Origin of the sequence: Caballeronia pedi (genome assembly GCF_001544915.2) — a bacterium.
Lineage (GTDB): Bacteria > Pseudomonadota > Gammaproteobacteria > Burkholderiales > Burkholderiaceae > Caballeronia > Caballeronia pedi.
In genome coordinates, this window is sequence record NZ_FCOE02000051.1 from 32,888 (window position 1) to 49,147 (window position 16,260).

At 65.7% G+C, this 16,260-nt stretch carries 14 protein-coding genes; 12 read left to right on the plus strand and 2 right to left on the minus strand.

Annotated features, from left to right (window positions below):
* Positions 1 to 11 precede the first annotated feature (11 nt).
* Positions 12 to 953 carry a TauD/TfdA dioxygenase family protein gene (locus AWB80_RS38120; protein WP_061179796.1) on the minus strand — a complete coding sequence of 314 codons (942 nt, stop codon included), beginning with the start codon at positions 951 to 953 and terminating at the stop codon, positions 12 to 14.
* Between the two features lie 318 nt (positions 954 to 1,271).
* On the opposite strand from AWB80_RS38120, the gene AWB80_RS38125 reads away from it, so the two are divergent.
* From AWB80_RS38125 to AWB80_RS38155, 7 genes are all read left to right on the plus strand, one after another.
* A complete protein-coding gene (locus AWB80_RS38125; RefSeq protein ID WP_061179809.1) occupies positions 1,272 to 2,612 on the plus strand; it encodes an LLM class flavin-dependent oxidoreductase in 1,341 nt (446 codons plus the stop codon).
* 187 nt (positions 2,613 to 2,799) lie between these two features.
* On the plus strand, positions 2,800 to 4,044 hold the full coding sequence (locus tag AWB80_RS38130; protein WP_061179797.1) for an acyl-CoA dehydrogenase family protein: 1,245 nt from the start codon (positions 2,800 to 2,802) through the stop codon (positions 4,042 to 4,044).
* 37 nt (positions 4,045 to 4,081) lie between these two features.
* Positions 4,082 to 5,479 (plus strand): LLM class flavin-dependent oxidoreductase, encoded by a 1,398-nt coding sequence (locus AWB80_RS38135; RefSeq protein WP_061179798.1) that lies wholly within the window; start codon positions 4,082 to 4,084, stop codon positions 5,477 to 5,479.
* Positions 5,476 to 7,176, plus strand: coding sequence for an ABC transporter ATP-binding protein (locus AWB80_RS38140; protein WP_061179799.1), 1,701 nt, complete (start codon positions 5,476 to 5,478; stop codon positions 7,174 to 7,176). Before AWB80_RS38135 ends, AWB80_RS38140 begins: the two co-directional genes overlap by 4 nt.
* Positions 7,118 to 8,833 (plus strand): ABC transporter substrate-binding protein, encoded by a 1,716-nt coding sequence (locus AWB80_RS38145; RefSeq protein WP_061179810.1) that lies wholly within the window; start codon positions 7,118 to 7,120, stop codon positions 8,831 to 8,833. The genes AWB80_RS38140 and AWB80_RS38145 overlap by 59 nt, the downstream gene beginning before the upstream one ends.
* A 5-nt stretch (positions 8,834 to 8,838) precedes the next feature.
* Positions 8,839 to 9,831 carry an ABC transporter permease gene (locus AWB80_RS38150; protein ID WP_061179811.1) on the plus strand — a complete coding sequence of 331 codons (993 nt, stop codon included), beginning with the start codon at positions 8,839 to 8,841 and terminating at the stop codon, positions 9,829 to 9,831.
* Positions 9,828 to 10,706 carry an ABC transporter permease gene (locus tag AWB80_RS38155; RefSeq protein ID WP_061179800.1) on the plus strand — a complete coding sequence of 293 codons (879 nt, stop codon included), beginning with the start codon at positions 9,828 to 9,830 and terminating at the stop codon, positions 10,704 to 10,706. Before AWB80_RS38150 ends, AWB80_RS38155 begins: the two co-directional genes overlap by 4 nt.
* Positions 10,707 to 10,753: 47 nt before the next feature.
* Here AWB80_RS38155 and AWB80_RS38160 read toward each other — a convergent pair whose 3' ends face one another.
* The gene (locus AWB80_RS38160) at positions 10,754 to 11,566 is read right to left on the minus strand and encodes a MetQ/NlpA family ABC transporter substrate-binding protein (RefSeq protein WP_061179801.1); all 813 of its coding nucleotides are present in this window, start codon (positions 11,564 to 11,566) and stop codon (positions 10,754 to 10,756) included.
* 158 nt (positions 11,567 to 11,724) lie between these two features.
* Between AWB80_RS38160 and AWB80_RS38165 the strand changes: the two genes are divergently transcribed.
* The 5 genes from AWB80_RS38165 to AWB80_RS38185 form a co-directional block, all read left to right on the plus strand.
* On the plus strand, positions 11,725 to 12,900 hold the full coding sequence (locus tag AWB80_RS38165; RefSeq protein ID WP_061179802.1) for an acyl-CoA dehydrogenase family protein: 1,176 nt from the start codon (positions 11,725 to 11,727) through the stop codon (positions 12,898 to 12,900).
* Between the two features lie 196 nt (positions 12,901 to 13,096).
* Complete coding sequence (locus tag AWB80_RS38170) at positions 13,097 to 14,053, plus strand: AraC family transcriptional regulator (protein WP_061179803.1); 957 nt, start codon at positions 13,097 to 13,099, stop codon at positions 14,051 to 14,053.
* A 92-nt stretch (positions 14,054 to 14,145) separates the two neighbouring features.
* Entirely contained in the window at positions 14,146 to 14,712 is a 567-nt protein-coding gene (locus tag AWB80_RS38175; RefSeq protein WP_061179812.1) for a carboxymuconolactone decarboxylase family protein, read from the plus strand.
* Positions 14,709 to 15,788 (plus strand): acyl-CoA dehydrogenase family protein, encoded by a 1,080-nt coding sequence (locus AWB80_RS38180; protein ID WP_061179804.1) that lies wholly within the window; start codon positions 14,709 to 14,711, stop codon positions 15,786 to 15,788. The genes AWB80_RS38175 and AWB80_RS38180 overlap by 4 nt, the downstream gene beginning before the upstream one ends.
* On the plus strand, positions 15,785 to 16,260 hold a 476-nt coding region (locus AWB80_RS38185), incomplete at its 3' end, for an ABC transporter ATP-binding protein (protein ID WP_425266933.1). The genes AWB80_RS38180 and AWB80_RS38185, both read left to right, overlap by 4 nt.

Here is a 16,260-nt window from a genome sequence, read left to right on the forward strand (position 1 = left end):
TTCGCCTCCGGTCAGAACACGCCGTCGTGTTCGAGTGTGATGCGATGGATGCGCCGCTTCGCCGCGCCGTAATCGCGCGCCGCGTAGTGCTGAACCTGGCGGTTGTCCCAGATCGCGACGTCGCCCTGCTTCCATTCGAAGCGCGCCTGCACCTCCGGCGTCTTGATGAGATCGTAGAGATAGTTGAGCAGGCTCTGGCTCTGCGTCTTCGACACGCCGAGAATATGGCTCGTATGTCCTTCGTTGACGAACACGAGCTTGCGTCCGTTCTCGGGATGCGTCTTGATGACGGGCACTTCGATCGGCGGATGTTTCTGCGCGGCGTCATGCACGCGCGCGAGTCCCGCTTCGACACTGGTCTCCTGCGTGCCCTCGGGAATCTCATAGCCGCTCAGCAGCTCGGCGAGCGCGGCCTTTTTCGGCGATGCGATAAAGGTATTCACCGCCGTCAGCTTGTCGAAGTAGCGGGCCAGATCGGGATCCAGCAGGTCGTAGACTGCCGCCGACGAGGCCCAGATCGTGTCGCCGCCACCGCCTTCGGGAATGTCTTGCGCATGGAGAACCGTGGCCTTGGGCGGCTGATGCTGCCACGAAACGTCGACGTGCCAGTTATCCGTGCCGCCCGAGCGGGTCTTGTCGCCGCCGTGAGCGATGACCTCGATTTCAGGAAAGCCCGCGACGGCTGGCAGATATACGTTCTTGCGGATCGGATTGCCGAAGATGCGCGCGAGCGCCACATGCTGATCGGATGTGAGCGCCTGTTCACGAAAAAAAATCACGCCATGGTCGACGAGCGCCTGGCGCAGCGTCTGCCGGTTCGCTTCGCTGAGCGGCGCGGCGAGATCGACATTTTCGACGACCGCGCCGACGAGCGGCTTGTAAGGCCGCACGCGCAGGTCCTGATGGGCTTCGGTTTGCGCCTGCGCTTTCGGGTTGTCCAGCACCGTGCTCATGAGCTTTCTCCGTGGTCGTTGAGTCATCGAATCAGAGCATTGCGGCGCCGCTGCCCGCAACGAACCATTTCGAGCAAGCGTATGAGCGCATCCGTCATTCGCATCGGTGGCGCAGGCTCGTATGCTTCGCGCGATGCGTTATTTCCGGACGCCTCGCGGATGTCCTACCTTCTGAGGTTCGGCTTCCTCGGCGCGCAGGCGCTGATAACGATCGAACGATCCGTTCGTTTGACCGGACGATGCGCTGCCGTATCGTGCGAGATCGAGCCGAAAGCAAAAGGCAGGCCTCTCAGATCGATCCTCTTTGAACGGAACACCATGACACGATCCGCCCGACAGTTCGCCCTCGGCGCATTTCTGATGCAGACGGGCCACCATATCGCCGGATGGCGGCATCCCGATGCACAGGCCGATGCCGGCAGCAACTTTCGCCATTACGTGGAACTCGCGCGTCTCGCCGAAGCGGCGAAGTTCGATGCGGTCTTTCTCGCCGATTCCTCTGCTGTACGAAGCACGGATCTGCCGTCGCTCGCGCGCACGGCCCGCAGCGACTTCCTCGATCCCGTCACGCTGCTTGCGGCGCTCGCCGCCGTCACCGAACGGATCGGCCTGATCGCAACCGTTTCAACATCGTTTCACGAGCCGTTCAACGTGGCGCGCCGCTTCGCCACGCTCGACCAGATTTCCGGCGGGCGCGCGGGCTGGAATCTCGTCACCTCGACCAGCGCGGCGGAGGCGCAGAACTTCAACCGTGACGCGCTGCCCGAGCACGCCGTGCGCTACGAGCGCGCCGCCGAATTCCACGACGTCGTGCTCGGCCTCTGGGATTCATGGGAAGACGACAGCTTCGTGCGGGACAAGAAAAGCGGCATCTATCTCGACGCCGACAAAGTGCACGTGCTGAACCATCGCGGCAAGCACTTTCAGGTGCGCGGGCCGCTCAACGTCAGCCGTTCTCCGCAGGGTCGCCCGGTGGTCGTGCAGGCCGGCGCGTCCGAGGACGGCCGCGCGCTCGCCGCCCGCACGGCCGAAGTGATCTTCGTTGCGCACCAGACTTTCGACGAAGCCCGGGCGTTCTATGCCGACATCAAGGGGCGTTTGCCCGCCTACGGCCGCGAACCCGACGACGTGAAGATCATGCCGGGCATTTTCCCGGTGGTTGGCCGCACGCAAGCCGAAGCGGAGGAAAAGTTCGAGGCGCTGCAATCGCGGGTCGATCCGGTGGTCGGCGTCGCGCTGCTGTCCACGGTAATCGGCGGTGTGGATCTGTCGGGCCATGACGTCGACGGTCCAATTCCCGAGCTGCCCGAAACGAACGGCCCGAAGAGCCGTCAGCATCTGCTGGTGGAACTCGCGCGGCGCGACAGGCTGACGATCCGCCAGCTCTATCAGCGTATTGCGGGTGCGCGAGGCCATCAGCAAGTGATCGGCACGCCGGCGAGCATAGCGGATCAGTTGCAGCAATGGTTCGAGGAAGGCGGCGCGGACGGCTTCAACATCATGGCGCCGTGGTTCCCCGGCGGCCTCGCGGAATTCATCGACCTGGTCGTGCCCGAACTGCGTCGGCGTGGGCTCTTTCGTACCGAATACACCGGCCGCACGCTGCGCGAGCACCTCGGCCTCAAACGTCCGGAACACGCGACGGCCACGCACGGCTGAGTCAGCTCTGCAACCACGCGTCTGCCGGCATCGAATGGAAACCGAAGAATTCGCCCATCGGCGGGGAGCCGGGCTGAACCAATCGGCCTCGACGCGACGATTTCGCCTTAGCTTCTGAAAATTCGTCGTTTAGCGCCAGCGCGGTCGTTGCTGATAATCGTCGTTTCACGAATCACGCACACGCACCATGTCATTTGATCGCAATGCTCCCCTGCCTCCGGGCATCGTCGTCGGCGCAGCCTGGGGGCCCGGACCCACGGACAATTACGCCGCGCTCGCCGCGCCCTTTCGCCCGATTCTGGCGCGTATCCGCGAGCAAAGCGTCACGCGCGAACTCGAACGACGTCTGCCCGCCGAAGAGATCGCGTGGCTGCGGGACGCCGGCTTCACCGCGCTGCGCGTGCCGCGCGAGCATGGCGGCAGCGGCGTCCGGCTCGTCGAATTGTTCGAATTACTGATCGAGCTGTCGGAGGCCGACTCCAACATCACGCAGGCGCTGCGCGCGCATTTCGGCTTTACCGAGCATGCGCTGGACAGCCCCGTCGAACGTCGCGAGCGATGGCTCGCGCGGCTCGGCAAGGGCGCGATCGTCGGCGCGGCATGGTCCGAGACCGGCGAAGCGCGCCAGAGCCAGTTCGCGACGCGCCTCACGCAAAACGCGAGCGGCTGGCATCTGAACGGCGCGAAGTTCTATACGACCGGTTCGCTCTTTGCCGACTGGATCCACGTCGGCGCAACCGATGCAGACGAAGCGCAGATCTCCGTCACGGTGAATCGACATGCCGACGGCGTCGAAGTAATCGACGACTGGGACGGCATGGGCCAGCGCCTGACCGCGAGCGGCACGAGCCGCTTCAACCACGTCAAGGTCGATGAACGCGAAATCGTCGCGGGCCGCGCGCCGTTTCCCTACTCCGAGGCGTTCTATCAGCTCGTGCATCTGGCGACGCTCGCGGGCATCGGCCGCGCGGTGGCGAACGATGCCGCCGCGGTGCTCGCCAGCCGCAAGCGCAGTTATAGCAATGCCGTGACGCCGCGCGCCGCCGAAGATCCGCAACTGCTGCAAGTCGTCGGCCGCGCCCGCGCGCATGCCTGGACGGCCGGCGCCATCGTCGCACAGGCGGCGCGCGCGCTCGAACGCGCGGCGGCGTCCTTCGAGCGGCCCGACGCACTCGCGATCATCGCGGAAACCGAAATCGAAATCTGGCAGGCACAGACCGTGGCGTCGCAACTCGTGCTCGATGCAAGCGCCAGTGTGTTCGACGCGCTCGGCGCGTCCGCGACGCTGCGCGCAGCCGGACTCGACCGCTACTGGCGCAATGCGCGCACCATCGCGTCGCATAACCCGCGCATCTACAAGGACCGCATCGTCGGCGACTTCGCCGTGAACGGCACGCTGCCGCCGGGGCAATGGCGCATCGGCGTGGCTTGACTCTCACCGTACCTTTCCGTTCGACGCACGTCCTCCCATGAGCAAGAAGCACATCATTCTGAACGCGTTCAACATGAACTGCGTGGGCCATATCAATCATGGCCTGTGGACCCATCCGCGCGATCGCTCGACGGATTATCGAAAGCTCTCGTACTGGACCGATCTCGCCAAGCTGCTCGAACGCGGCCTGTTCGACGGGCTCTTCATCGCGGATATCGTCGGCGTCTACGACATCTATCGGCAATCGGTCGACGTCACGCTGAAGGAATCGGTGCAGTTGCCCGTCAACGATCCGATGATGCTCGTCTCCGCGATGGCCGCCGCCACGCAGAACCTCGGCTTCGGCATCACGGTGAATCTCACCTATGAAGCGCCCTATCTGCTCGCGCGGCGCTTCTCCACGCTCGATCATCTGACCGATGGGCGGATCGGCTGGAACATCGTGACGGGCTATCTGGACAGCGCCGCGCGCGCGATGGGCGGCGCCGAAATGATTCCGCACGACGAGCGCTACGATCGCGCCGACGAATATCTCGACGTGCTATACAAGCTGTGGGAAGGAAGCTGGCAGGACGACGCGGTGCGGCGCGACCGCGAGGGCCGCGTGTTCGCCGATCCCGCGAAAGTCCGCAAGGTGCGGCATCGCGGGCGCTATTACGACGTCGAAGGCTATCACCTGTGCGAGCCTTCGCCGCAGCGCACGCCGGTGCTGTTCCAGGCGGGATCGTCAGGGCGCGGTCAGGCATTCGCCGTGCGTCACGCCGAATGCGTGTTCGTGTCGAGCCAGAGCAAGGAAGGCACGCGCAAGCTGGTCGATGCGCTGCGCGCTCAGGCGGTCGCCGCCGGACGCGACGCCGGCGATCTGAAGATCATCATGGGCATCACCGTGGTGGTCGGCCGCACGCAGCGCGAGGCAGAAGAGAAGTTCGCCGAATACGCGCGGTATGCGAGCCCCGAGGCGGGATTGGCACATTTCGCGGCTGGCAGCGGCATCGACTATTCCACTTACGCGCCCGATGACGAACTCGCCCCGCCGGGCGGCCACAAGGGACGCGGCATCGAATCGTCGGTGCAGCGCGTGACCGATGGCAAGCGCGGCGTCACGGTGCGGCATCTGCTCGACCAGATGCAACTGGGCGGACGCTACACGACCATCGTCGGCGATCCGGTGCAGGTGGCCGACGCGCTGCAATCCTGGGTGCAGGAAGCCGGCGTCGACGGCTTCAATCTCACGCGCACCGTGACGCCCGAGAGCTATGAGGATTTCATCGATCTCGTCATTCCCGAATTGCAGTCGCGCGGCATCTACAAGACTTCCTATGCGCAGGGAACGCTGCGTGAAAAGCTTTTCGGCGATGGCGCGCGGCTCGGGCCGCGTCATACGGGCGCGGGCTTTCGCGATCCGTCGAACGAAGCGGCGACGCAAGCGCGATGAGTGATTCGACGCCCCTGCTCCAGATCGACCAGCTGAGCGTGGCCTTCGGCGGACATGCCGCGGTTCGCCCCTTCGATCTGACGATCCGGCGCGGCGAGATCCTCGCGCTCGTCGGCGAATCCGGCAGCGGGAAATCCACCGTCGCACTCGCGACTATCGGCCTATTGCCGGACCGGGCGCGTGTACAAGGCGCGATCCGCTTCGAGGGCGAAGCGCTCTTCGGTCGAAGCGAACGCGAATGGAGCGCGCTGCGCGGCAACCGCATCAGCATGATCTTTCAGGAGCCGATGACCTCGTTGAACCCCCTTCAGCCGATCGGCAAACAGGTCGCGGAAGCCTTGACGCTGCATCGGCCGATGTCGGCGCAGGCCGCGCGCAAGGAAGCGCTCGACCTGCTGGAACTCGTGCGCCTGCCCGAGCCGCAACGCCGTTTCGGGCACTATCCGCATCAACTGTCGGGCGGGCAGCGGCAACGCGTGATGATCGCAATGGCCGTCGCCTGCCGTCCCGGCCTGCTCATCGCCGACGAGCCGACCACCGCGCTCGACGTCACCATCCAGGCGCAGATTCTCGAACTGATCGACCGGCTGCGGCGCGAACTGTCGATGGCCGTGCTGCTCATCACGCACGATCTCGGCATAGTCGGGCGCTGGGCGGATCGCGTCGTCGTGATGAAAGACGGCGCGAAGGTCGAAGAGGCGGCAAGCGCGAAACTGTTCGCCCAGCCTTCGCAGCCGTACACGCGCGCGCTGCTCGGAGCCTCGCTGCATTTTGGCGCGGGACTGCATTATCGCGACGTGCGTCTCACGGACACGCCGCGCGCGGAAGCGCCGCGCGCCGCAGCCACGCACCCCCGCGTGCTGCTGGAAGCCCGCGATATACGCGTTGTTTACCACGGCGTGCGCGCCGTCGACGGCGTGAGCTTCGACATCCGCGCCGGCGAAACCGTGGGCCTCGTCGGCGAATCGGGATGCGGGAAGTCATCGCTCTCGCGCGCGCTGACGCGGCTCGTCGAGCCTTCCGGCGGCAGCATTGTGTTCGATGGCGAAGACGTCACGCATCGCACCAGGCGCGCGCTGCGGCCCTATCGCCGGCGAGTGCAGATGATCTTTCAGGACCCCTACGGCTCGCTCAATCCGCGTCATACCGTCGAGCGCACGCTCGGGTATGCACTCGCGATTCACGGCGTCTCCAGCCGGCGCGAACGCGACGCGAGGATTCGCCGCATCGTCGATGCGGTCGGTTTGCCGGCATCGGCGCTGCGGCGTTATCCGCACGAATTCTCGGGCGGGCAGCGGCAACGCATCGGCATCGCGCGCGCGCTCGTGCTCGCGCCGGAACTCGTCATCTGCGACGAACCGGTATCGGCGCTCGACGTCTCCATTCAGGCGCAAATCCTCGATCTGCTCGCCGACCTGAAGCACGAACTCGGCCTCGCGCTGCTGTTCATCTCGCACGACCTTTCGGTAGTCCGCTATATCGCGGATCGCGTGCTGGTGATGCAGGCAGGGCGCATCGTCGAGAGCGGCGATCACGCCTCCATCTGGACCTCACCGCAACACGCCTACACGCGCACGCTGATCGACGCCGTGCCGTCATCGCTCGCGCCATTCTCATTCGATACAAGGAAAATTGATCGTGACTTTCAAGAGCAAGCCGCAGCCGACTTCAACCTCGCCGCTCCTGTTCCGCGATGATCCGCTGGGCGCCGCGGTTGCCGATCTGAAGCGCCGCAAACTGCTCAAGGGCGCGGGCGCGCTGCTCGCGGGCGCGGCGACGCCCTTCGTGTTCACCGGTAACGCCTGGGCCGCGACCGAAACGACGCCGATCACGCTGAACGGTGCGAAACGCGGCGGCACGCTCACAGCGGTCATCCATCCGGAACCGCCGACGCTTGCCTTCTTCGTCAATTCCGCGACGATGATCGGCGCGGTGGCAAGCAAGGTCTTCGATGGGCTCGTCGAGTACGGCCCGGACCTGAAGCCGCGTCCCCAGCTCGCCGAAAGCTGGACCGTCTCGCAGGACGGCCTGACATGGACCTTCAAACTACGGCAGAACGCGCTGTGGCACGACGGCCAGCCCTTCACCTCCGCCGACGTGAAATTCTCCGCTGAAGAGGTGTGGCTCAAGATCAGTCCCGCGTCGCGGCGCGTGCTGCAATATTTGACGAAGATCGATACGCCCGATGCGCATACCGTCGTGCTGCATCTGTCGAAATCGACGCCCGCGACCTTCGGCATTCTCGACTCGCTCGGCACGCCGATCCTGCCGAAGCATCTCTACGAGAACACGGACATCCGCAACAATCCGTACAACAACAAGCCGGTCGGCACGGGCCCGTTCAAGTTCACGGAATGGGCGCGCGGCGACCGCATCGTGCTGGACCGCTTCGAGAAATACTGGGCGCCGGGCCAGCCCTATCTGGATCGCATCACCTGGAAGATCACGCCGGACGTCTCGGGCCGCGCCACCGCGCTCGAAACCGGCGCGGCGCAGTACGGCGAACGCAACCCGGTAACTTTCGCCGATGCCGACCGGCTCGCGAAGCTGCCCGGTCTCATCGTCTCGCGCGAGGGTTATAACGGCTACGCGGCGTGGCTCTGGCTGGAGCCCAATCTGCGCGACCCGATTCTCGGCAAGCTCGAAGTGCGTCAGGCCATCTCCCATGCGATCAATCGCGACGTGCTGGTCAAGACGGTCTGGGGCGGCTACGCGGTGCCGGCGACAGGGCCTGAGTCGTCGCTCGTGAAGGCGTTCTACACGGCGGATACGCAGCAGTATCCGTACGATCCGAAGCGCGCCGAAGCACTGCTCGACAAGGCCGGCTATCCGAAGAAGGCCGACGGCTGGCGCTTCAAGCTCGACCACGATTTCATCCCGTATGGCGACGACTATCGCCGCACCGGCGAATTCGTGCGCCAGGCGCTGCGCCGCGTGGGCATCGACGTGAATCTGCGCGGGCAGGATCTGCCGACCTGGATCAAGAACGTCTTCACCGACTACAACTTCCAGCTCATCAGCAGCTGGGGCACGGACGGTCTCGATCCGCAGATCGGCATCGAACAGCATTACTGGTCGAAGGCGGCGTCCAACGGAACGCCGTGGTTCAACGCGTCCGGCTATGCGAGCCCGGAAATGGATCGCGTGATCGAAGCCGCGCAGACGGAGACCGATCCGGCCAAACGGCGCGATCTGTATCTTCAGTTGCAGAAGATCGCGCAGCGCGACCTGTCGCTGATCAATCTGTTCGAGTTCCGCTGGTTCGGCGTCTGGGCAAAGAACCTGCGCAACGTCACCGACACCGCGAGCCATTCGCGCGCCAACTTCGCGCGCGTCTGGTTCGACAAGGCGTGATCGTCATGCAACTCACCTCGGCGCTCGCTTCGGGCAAGATCGGGCGCAGGCTGCTTCAGCTCGTGTTCGTGCTGCTCGGCACCACGGTGCTCAACTTCGCGCTGCTCAAGCTGATGCCCGGCGATCTCGTCGATGTCATCGCGAGCGAGAGCGGCAACGTGTCTCCGCAATACGTGGCGCAATTGCGCGAAGCGTATGGCCTGAATCACGGGGTCGCGTGGCAACTGCTGCACTACGTGGAACATGCGCTGCGGCTCGATCTCGGCTTCTCGTTTCGCTTCGGCGAGCCGGTCGCTGTGCTGATCTTCGCGCGTCTGCCCGCCACGCTCGCGCTGATCGGCACGGCGCTCGTCGTCTCGGTGAGCCTCGGGCTGCTGCTCGGTGTGCTCGCCGCGCGCCGTCCGCATGGTTTCGTCGATACGTTCGTGTCCACGCTCGCGACTCTCGGCTATTCCGCGCCGATGTTCTGGACCGCGCTGATGCTCATCGTGGTGTTCGGCGTGCATCTCGAATGGCTGCCGATCGGCGGCGTCGCCGATACCAACGTCGCGCATCAGGGCGCCGCGCTGCTGCTCGATCATCTGCGCCATCTCGTGCTGCCTGCCGCGACGCTCGTGCTGTACTACGTCGCCATCTTCGCACGGCTTGCGCGTGCGTCGATGATCGAGACCTTGCAGGAAGACTTCATCCGCACGGCGCGTGCGAAAGGCGCACGGCCGTGGCACGTGACGACGCATCACGCGCTGCGCCACGCCGTGCTGCCCGTGCTCACGATGCTCGGTTTGCAAGGCAGCGCGCTGATCGGCGGTTCGGTGATCGTGGAGACCGTGTTCGGCTGGCCGGGCCTCGGGCAACTGTCGTTCGAAGCGATCAGGAGCCGCGACGTCAATCTGCTGGTCGGCGTGCTCCTGCTCTCCGCGTTTCTGGTGGTCCTGCTCAATCTGATCGTCGATCTGCTTTACGGACTCGTCGATCCACGCACGAGGTCGCGTCGATGAAACTGCTTCATTTCCTGCGCCAGCCGTCCGCGCTCGTCGGCGTGGTCTTGCTCGCGCTGGCGTTGTTCGCGGCGTTGTCGGCGAACCGGCTCTTTCCCGGCGATCCACTTGACATGGTCGCCGCGCCCTATCAATGGCCCGGCGCCGATCACGCGTACCCGCTCGGCACCGATCTGATGGGACGCGATCTGCTCGCCGGACTGTTCCATGGCGCGCGCGTCTCGCTGTACGTGGGCGCGACGGTGGCCGTCATCGCGCTCGTGCTGGGCGTGCTGATCGGCGGGATCGCGGGTTATTTCGGCGGCCTCATCGACCAGACGCTGATGGCGATCACTGAGTTCTTCCAGACCGTGCCGCCGTTTCTGCTCGCGATCATCCTCGTCGCGATACTCACGCCCTCGCTTGCGACCATCGTGTTCGCGCTCGGCGTGACGGCGTGGCCGAGCATCGCGCGGCTCACGCGCGGCGAATTCATCGTGCTGCGCGAGCGCGAGTTCGTCAGCGCGAGCGTGGCGCTCGGCGCGAGCGATGCGCATCTGATCTTCATCGAAATCCTGCCGAATGCGCTGACGCCGATTCTGGTTTCGACAGCGCTGCTCGTCGCCAACGCGATCCTCTCGGAAGCGGCGCTATCGTTTCTCGGGCTCGGCGATCCGAACGTGGTGAGCTGGGGTTCGATGGTCGGCACGGGCCGCGAAGCGCTGCGCACCGCGTGGTACATGATCGCGGTGCCCGGCTCGGCGATCGCGCTGACGGTGCTGGCGCTCAACCTGCTGAGCGATGCGCTGCATGCGGCGTTCAATCCGCGCCTGTCGAAAAATCGCCGTGACGATGCCGCGCCGCGACTGGAAGCGGTGGAAGGACTGCGCCCTTGAACGCGCGTGCGATTCCCGGCCGCGGCGCGAGGCCGCGGCCTGCCGCGTCAGTTGGCCGGCTTCGAGAAGCCCGCGAAGCGCTGATCGATCACCCGCCTGAACTCCGCCGATTGGTACGCGTTGGCGATGTCCGTCACATACGGCTTGTTCAGATCGGCCGTGCGCACCGCAACGAGGTTCAGGTAGTACGCCGGAATCTTCTCGAGCAGCAGCGCGTCCGTGAGCTTGAATCCCGCCGCGAGCGCGAAGTTGCCGTTGACGAACGCATAGTCGACGTCATCCAGCGAACGCGGCAGTTGCGCCGCTTCCAGCGGCACGAGCTTGAGCGTGTGCGGATTCGACGCAATATCGCGCTCCGACGACTTCACCGGATCGATGCCCGGTTTGAGCGTCACCCAGCCGAGTTGCTGAAGCAGGATGATTGCGCGCGCCTGGTTGGTGACGTCGTTGGGCAGCGACACGGTCGCGCCGTCCTTCAGCTCGTCGAGGCTCTTATGCTTGTGGCTATAGAGCCCGATGGGCGCGGTCGGCACCTTCACCAGCTCCGACAGCGCGAGCCTGTGATCCGCCGAGAACTTCTTCAGATACACCTCGTGCTGGAATGCGTTGGCGTCGAGTGCGCCGTCGGCGAGCGCGAGATTCGGCTGAACATAATCGCTGAACTCGACGATCGTCACCTTGTAGCCTTCCTTCTCCAACTGCGGCTTGATACCGTAGCGAATCTGGTCCGAGTACGGACCGGCTGTCGCGCCGAAACGGATCTCCGGCTTGTTCGGATCGGCGCCGAAGGCATGCGACGCAAACGCTGCGCTCAACGCGATGGCCAGCACGCCGGCTCGCGATCGGCGAAAATTTTTCATAGGGCTCTCCTCTTTCGGCTCGCGCCTGCGATGGGCGCGAAGCAGTGGTCGTCGATGAAGCGTCACAAGCTTACAAACGAGCCACCAAAAGCCAAACCAACGAATCAATCTATGGTTTTCTGCATCGGCGAAACCGTCACCATCAGGAGAAAAGCGCAATGAGTCGTACCGAAGACGCCGCATGGCGCGAGCCGCTGAACGCGGTATTAATTGAATGGGCGAAGACCGCCGCCGCGCGCGACAAGACCGGTGGCACCGCTTTTCACGAACGCGACCTGCTGCGCGAGAGCGGCCTGCTCAGGCTTTCGATTCCGGTGGCGTTCGGCGGCGACGGCGCCGACTGGTCGACGACCCTCGATGTCGTGCGCCGCATGGCGCAGGTCGACAGCTCGCTCGCGCATCTGTTCGCGTTCCATCACTTGCAACTGGCGACCATCCGTCTGTTCGGAAGCGACACGCAGAATCGCCGCTGGCTGGGCGAGACCGTCACGCAGGGCTGGTTCTGGGGCAACGCGCTCAATCCGCTCGACAAGAGCACGCGCGCCCTGCCCGATGACTCCGGCGGCTATGTGTTCGACGGCCGCAAGAGCTTCTGTTCCGGCGCGCGCGATTCGGACCAGTTGCTCGCCTCCGCATTCGACGCCGACGGGCGCCTGCTCATCGGCGTGACGCCGACCAATCGCGCGGGCATTACCGTGCTCGACGACTGGGACAACATGGGGCAGCGTCAGACCGACAGCGGCACGGTGGTGTTCGAGCGCGTGCCCATTGCGACCGGTGAACTGCTGCTTCAGCCGGGACCGCTCTCCAGCCCGTTCGCGACGTTGCGGCCGCTGCTCGCGCAGTCGATCCTGTGTCACATCTATCTGGGCATCGGCGAAGGCGCGTTGCAGGCCGCGCGCGACGCGACGCTCGCACAGACGCGCCCGTGGATCGCATCGACCGCCGAGCGTCCCGCCGACGATCCCTACGTGCTCGCGCACTACGGCGACTTCTGGATCGCGCTCGAAGGCGCACGGCTGCTCGTCGAGCGCGCGATGCAGGCGTTCGATCACGCGTGGTCGCGCGGACTCGACCTGACCGAACAGGAACGCGGCGAAGTGGCCGTGGCGGTGGCGACATCGAAGGTGGCGGCGGCGCGCGCCGGGCTGGAGGTCGCGCATCGCATGTTCGAAGTGACGGGCGCGCGCTCGACGACGGCGGCCGCGCGCCTCGACCGCTTCTGGCGCAACGTACGCGTGCATACGTTGCACGATCCGATCGACTACAAGGTGCGCGAACTGGGCGAGTGGGCGCTCAACGGACGGATTCCGAAGCCTTCGTTTTATTCGTGAGCGAAAACGCGGCGCCATGTTCTTGCGGCATGGCGCGCGGTCCAGCAATTGCATCGGCGGGCCGCTGCAGGGCGCTCAGGGCGGCATAGCACGGAAACGCATATGCATCGCAGGAACGCTTGTTTTGCGGGGGCGCGGCGCAACGATAAGCTGATGGCCCGCCCGCCGAACCCGCAACGCTCGCCGCGAACTCATCATGACGACATCCGCCGAACAAGCCGCCGACTGGCTGCTCTCCGGACTCGAACTGCGCAGCACGCTCTTTCACGTGGGGCGCTATTGCGGCGCGTATCGCGCATCGACAGCGGGGCACCAGCGCGCGAGCTTTCATCTGATTCTCGAGGGCGCCTGCTGGCTTCATCTGCCCGCCAAAGCCGGGCGCGCAGCGACGAGCACGCGTCTCGTCGCGGGCGACGCCGTGTTCCTGATGCGCGACATGGCGCATTGCCTCTCGCCCGACCCCGCCGCGCCCGGCCGCGACGATTTCGCCATGCGCATCGGCGCGATGACGCCGCTCGATGCCACGCACGCGCCGGCCGACAGCGTGGCGCTCGCCTGCGGCTTCTTCGAATTCCGCTCCGATCTGGGCGACGCCATCAACGGCCTGTTGCCCGATCACATCGTCGCGCGTCACGACGATGCGCGGCTCGCGGGCGCGCGTGCGACTTTCGATCTGATCCGTGCCGAAGCCGAGCGCACGAAAGACGCACCCTCGCCGCTCATCAATCGTCTGACCGACGTGCTGTTCTTCTACGCGCTGCGCGCCGTGGCCAGCGCGGACGATTTCGCGCCGGGTCTGTGGACGGTGATGCGGCGCGCGGAGTTCGCGCCGCTCGTCAGCGCGATCATCGAGAAACCCGGTGACGACTGGAGCACTCACGCGATGGCGGCGTTTTGCCACATGTCGCGGGCGCGCTTCTGCAAGCAGTTCGCCGAGGTTTGCGGACAGCCGCCCGCGCAGTTCGTCGCGCTGCTGCGCATGAAAGTCGCGGCGGAGATGCTGAGGCACGGTACGTCGACCGTGAACGCGGCGGAACACGTAGGCTATCAGTCCGAGTCCGCTTTCGCGCAGGCGTTCAAGCGCATCACCGGCCTGCAGCCCGGCGCGTGCCGCCGCGAAGGCGTGGGCGCGCCTGAATCGCGCGTGCACTGACATGAGACGAATCCGCAGGAACGCGAGACGCTGACGCATTGCCGGGGCATGTTCGGCCACCGACAATGAAGCTTTCCCCGTTCGAGGAAGTCATGAGCCGCCTGCCCTTGCAAACCATCGAAAGCGCTCCCGAAGCAAGCCGTCCGTTCCTGCAAAAATCACTGGCCGCCAACGGCTTTCTGCCCAACCTCGTGGCCGCGCTCGCGAATGCGCCAGTCGCGCTCGAAACGTATCTGACCGTCGGCGAAATCAACGGCAGAAGCGGCCTCACGCTGGCAGAACGCGAAGTCGTGCAGATCACCGCCGCCGCCATTCACGGCTGCGGGTTCTGTGTCGCGGGCCATACCGCCGTTGCGCTGAAGAAGGCCCAGTTGCCCGAAGCGCTCGTCGATGAAATCCGCGCCCAAGGCACGCTGTCCGATGCGCGCCTCGACGCTGTCGCCGCCTTCACGCGCGCTGTGATCGCGACGCGCGGCGCCGTCTCCGACGAGGTCCTCGCCGGCTTCAAGTCCGCTGGCTACACCGACGCAAGCGCGCTCGAAGTGATTCTCGGCGTGAGCCTCGCCACGCTTTGCAACTTCGCCAACAACCTGGCGCGCAACGAGCTGAATCCGCAGCTTGAAGCGTATCGCTGGGAACCGAAGGCGCAGGCCGCATGAACGCGACCGCCTGCTTCGAGTCGCTCGCCGCCTGGCTCGACACGCATGCGGATGCGCTCGACGCGCAAGCGTCGCGTGCATCGGACGTGCTGCCGCAACTGGTGCACGGGCGCGTGGTCGGCGTGGGCGTGCCCGAGGCGCTGGGCGGCGCGGGCGGCACGATCGCCGACGCGATCGACACCGTGGCGGCCGTCGCGGAGCATTCTCTTACCGCTGCTTTTGTGCTCTGGGGACATCGCACGTTCATCGAGTATGTTCTGCAGAGCGACAACGACGCGTTCGACGCGGACATCTTGCCGCGCCTGCTCGATGGCGGAATCGCCGGCGCAACGGGTCTTTCGAACGCGATGAAGTATCTGTCGAACATCGAAGCATTGCAGATGCACGCGGCTCGCCACGCGGACGGCTTTGCGCTGAGCGGCGGGCTGCCGTGGATCACCAACCTGCGGCGCGAGGGCTTCATCGCGGCTGCGGCGTTCGATCACGACGACGGCTCGCCGCCTTCCATCTTCGCGATTCCACACGATAGGTCGGGCGTCGAGCGCAGCGACGATCTCGACCTCATCGGACTGCGCGCGAGCAACACGGCGGCGCTCACGGTGAAGAGCACGGTGCTCGACGCGCGTCATCGCATCACCGCCGATGCACGCAACTGGCTCGTGCGTGTGCGCCCCGCGTTTCTCGGACTGCAGTGCGGCATGTCCATCGGATTGGCGCGTAGCGCGCTGCTCGCGACGTCGCAGGCGGGCGCGGCGTCGCGTGAGTCGATCCGCGCAGAGACCGGCGCGCTCGAAGCAACGCTCGCCGAGCAGACCCTTCGATTGAAGCAGGGCGTCGTCGACGGAACCTTCTTCGAACGCCCCGCCGCGCTGTTCGAACTGCGGATCGCGCTCGTCGAAACGGTCACGCGCGCGCTGTCGCTCGAAGTGCAGGCGAGCGGCGGACGCGGCTATCTGCGCAATCAGGGCGGCACCGCGCGGCGCGTGCGCGAGGCGTCGTTCATTCCGATCGTCACGCCGAGCCTCGTGCAATTGAAAGCGCAACTGGCGCAACAGCGCCTCGCGAGCGCTGCATGATGCGCTCCGGTAAGCGCGGCGCACACATCGACGCGAGCGGCATCATGCTGCGTTACGCGACGCGCAGCGTGCTGAGCGGTGTCGATCTGAGCGTCGCGCCCGGCGAGCTCGTCGCGCTGCTCGGGCCGAGCGGCTGCGGCAAGTCATCGCTGTTGCGGATCATCGCCGGATTGACGCGGCCGAGTTCGGGCAACGTGCGCATCGATGGCGAGGCCGTCGGCGGCCCGCGCTCGGACGTCGCGCTCGCGTTTCAGGACCCGTGCCTGCTGCCGTGGCTCACCGTCGAGCGCAACGTCGCCTTCGGGCTGACGTTCGCGCGGCAGCCGCATCTCGCGCGCGCGAGCCGCAAGGCGCGCGTCACAGCGGCGCTCCAGGCCGTGGGGCTCGAACATGCGCGTAGCTGGCTGCCCGCGCAACTGAGCGGCGGCATGGCGCAGCGTGTGGCGCTCGCGCGCAGTCTCGCGCGCGAGCC

What these genes read in the sequence shown, in the direction of transcription:
- AWB80_RS38120 (WP_061179796.1), bottom strand. Translation starts at nt 953, where the DNA reads ATGAGCACGGTGCTGGACAACCCGAAAGCGCAGGCGCAAACCGAAGCC.
- AWB80_RS38125 (WP_061179809.1), top strand. Translation starts at nt 1,272, where the DNA reads ATGACACGATCCGCCCGACAGTTCGCCCTCGGCGCATTTCTGATGCAG.
- AWB80_RS38130 (WP_061179797.1), top strand. Translation starts at nt 2,800, where the DNA reads ATGTCATTTGATCGCAATGCTCCCCTGCCTCCGGGCATCGTCGTCGGC.
- AWB80_RS38135 (WP_061179798.1), top strand. Translation starts at nt 4,082, where the DNA reads ATGAGCAAGAAGCACATCATTCTGAACGCGTTCAACATGAACTGCGTG.
- AWB80_RS38140 (WP_061179799.1), top strand. Translation starts at nt 5,476, where the DNA reads ATGAGTGATTCGACGCCCCTGCTCCAGATCGACCAGCTGAGCGTGGCC.
- AWB80_RS38150 (WP_061179811.1), top strand. Translation starts at nt 8,839, where the DNA reads ATGCAACTCACCTCGGCGCTCGCTTCGGGCAAGATCGGGCGCAGGCTG.
- AWB80_RS38155 (WP_061179800.1), top strand. Translation starts at nt 9,828, where the DNA reads ATGAAACTGCTTCATTTCCTGCGCCAGCCGTCCGCGCTCGTCGGCGTG.
- AWB80_RS38160 (WP_061179801.1), bottom strand. Translation starts at nt 11,566, where the DNA reads ATGAAAAATTTTCGCCGATCGCGAGCCGGCGTGCTGGCCATCGCGTTG.
- AWB80_RS38165 (WP_061179802.1), top strand. Translation starts at nt 11,725, where the DNA reads ATGAGTCGTACCGAAGACGCCGCATGGCGCGAGCCGCTGAACGCGGTA.
- AWB80_RS38170 (WP_061179803.1), top strand. Translation starts at nt 13,097, where the DNA reads ATGACGACATCCGCCGAACAAGCCGCCGACTGGCTGCTCTCCGGACTC.
- AWB80_RS38175 (WP_061179812.1), top strand. Translation starts at nt 14,146, where the DNA reads ATGAGCCGCCTGCCCTTGCAAACCATCGAAAGCGCTCCCGAAGCAAGC.
- AWB80_RS38180 (WP_061179804.1), top strand. Translation starts at nt 14,709, where the DNA reads ATGAACGCGACCGCCTGCTTCGAGTCGCTCGCCGCCTGGCTCGACACG.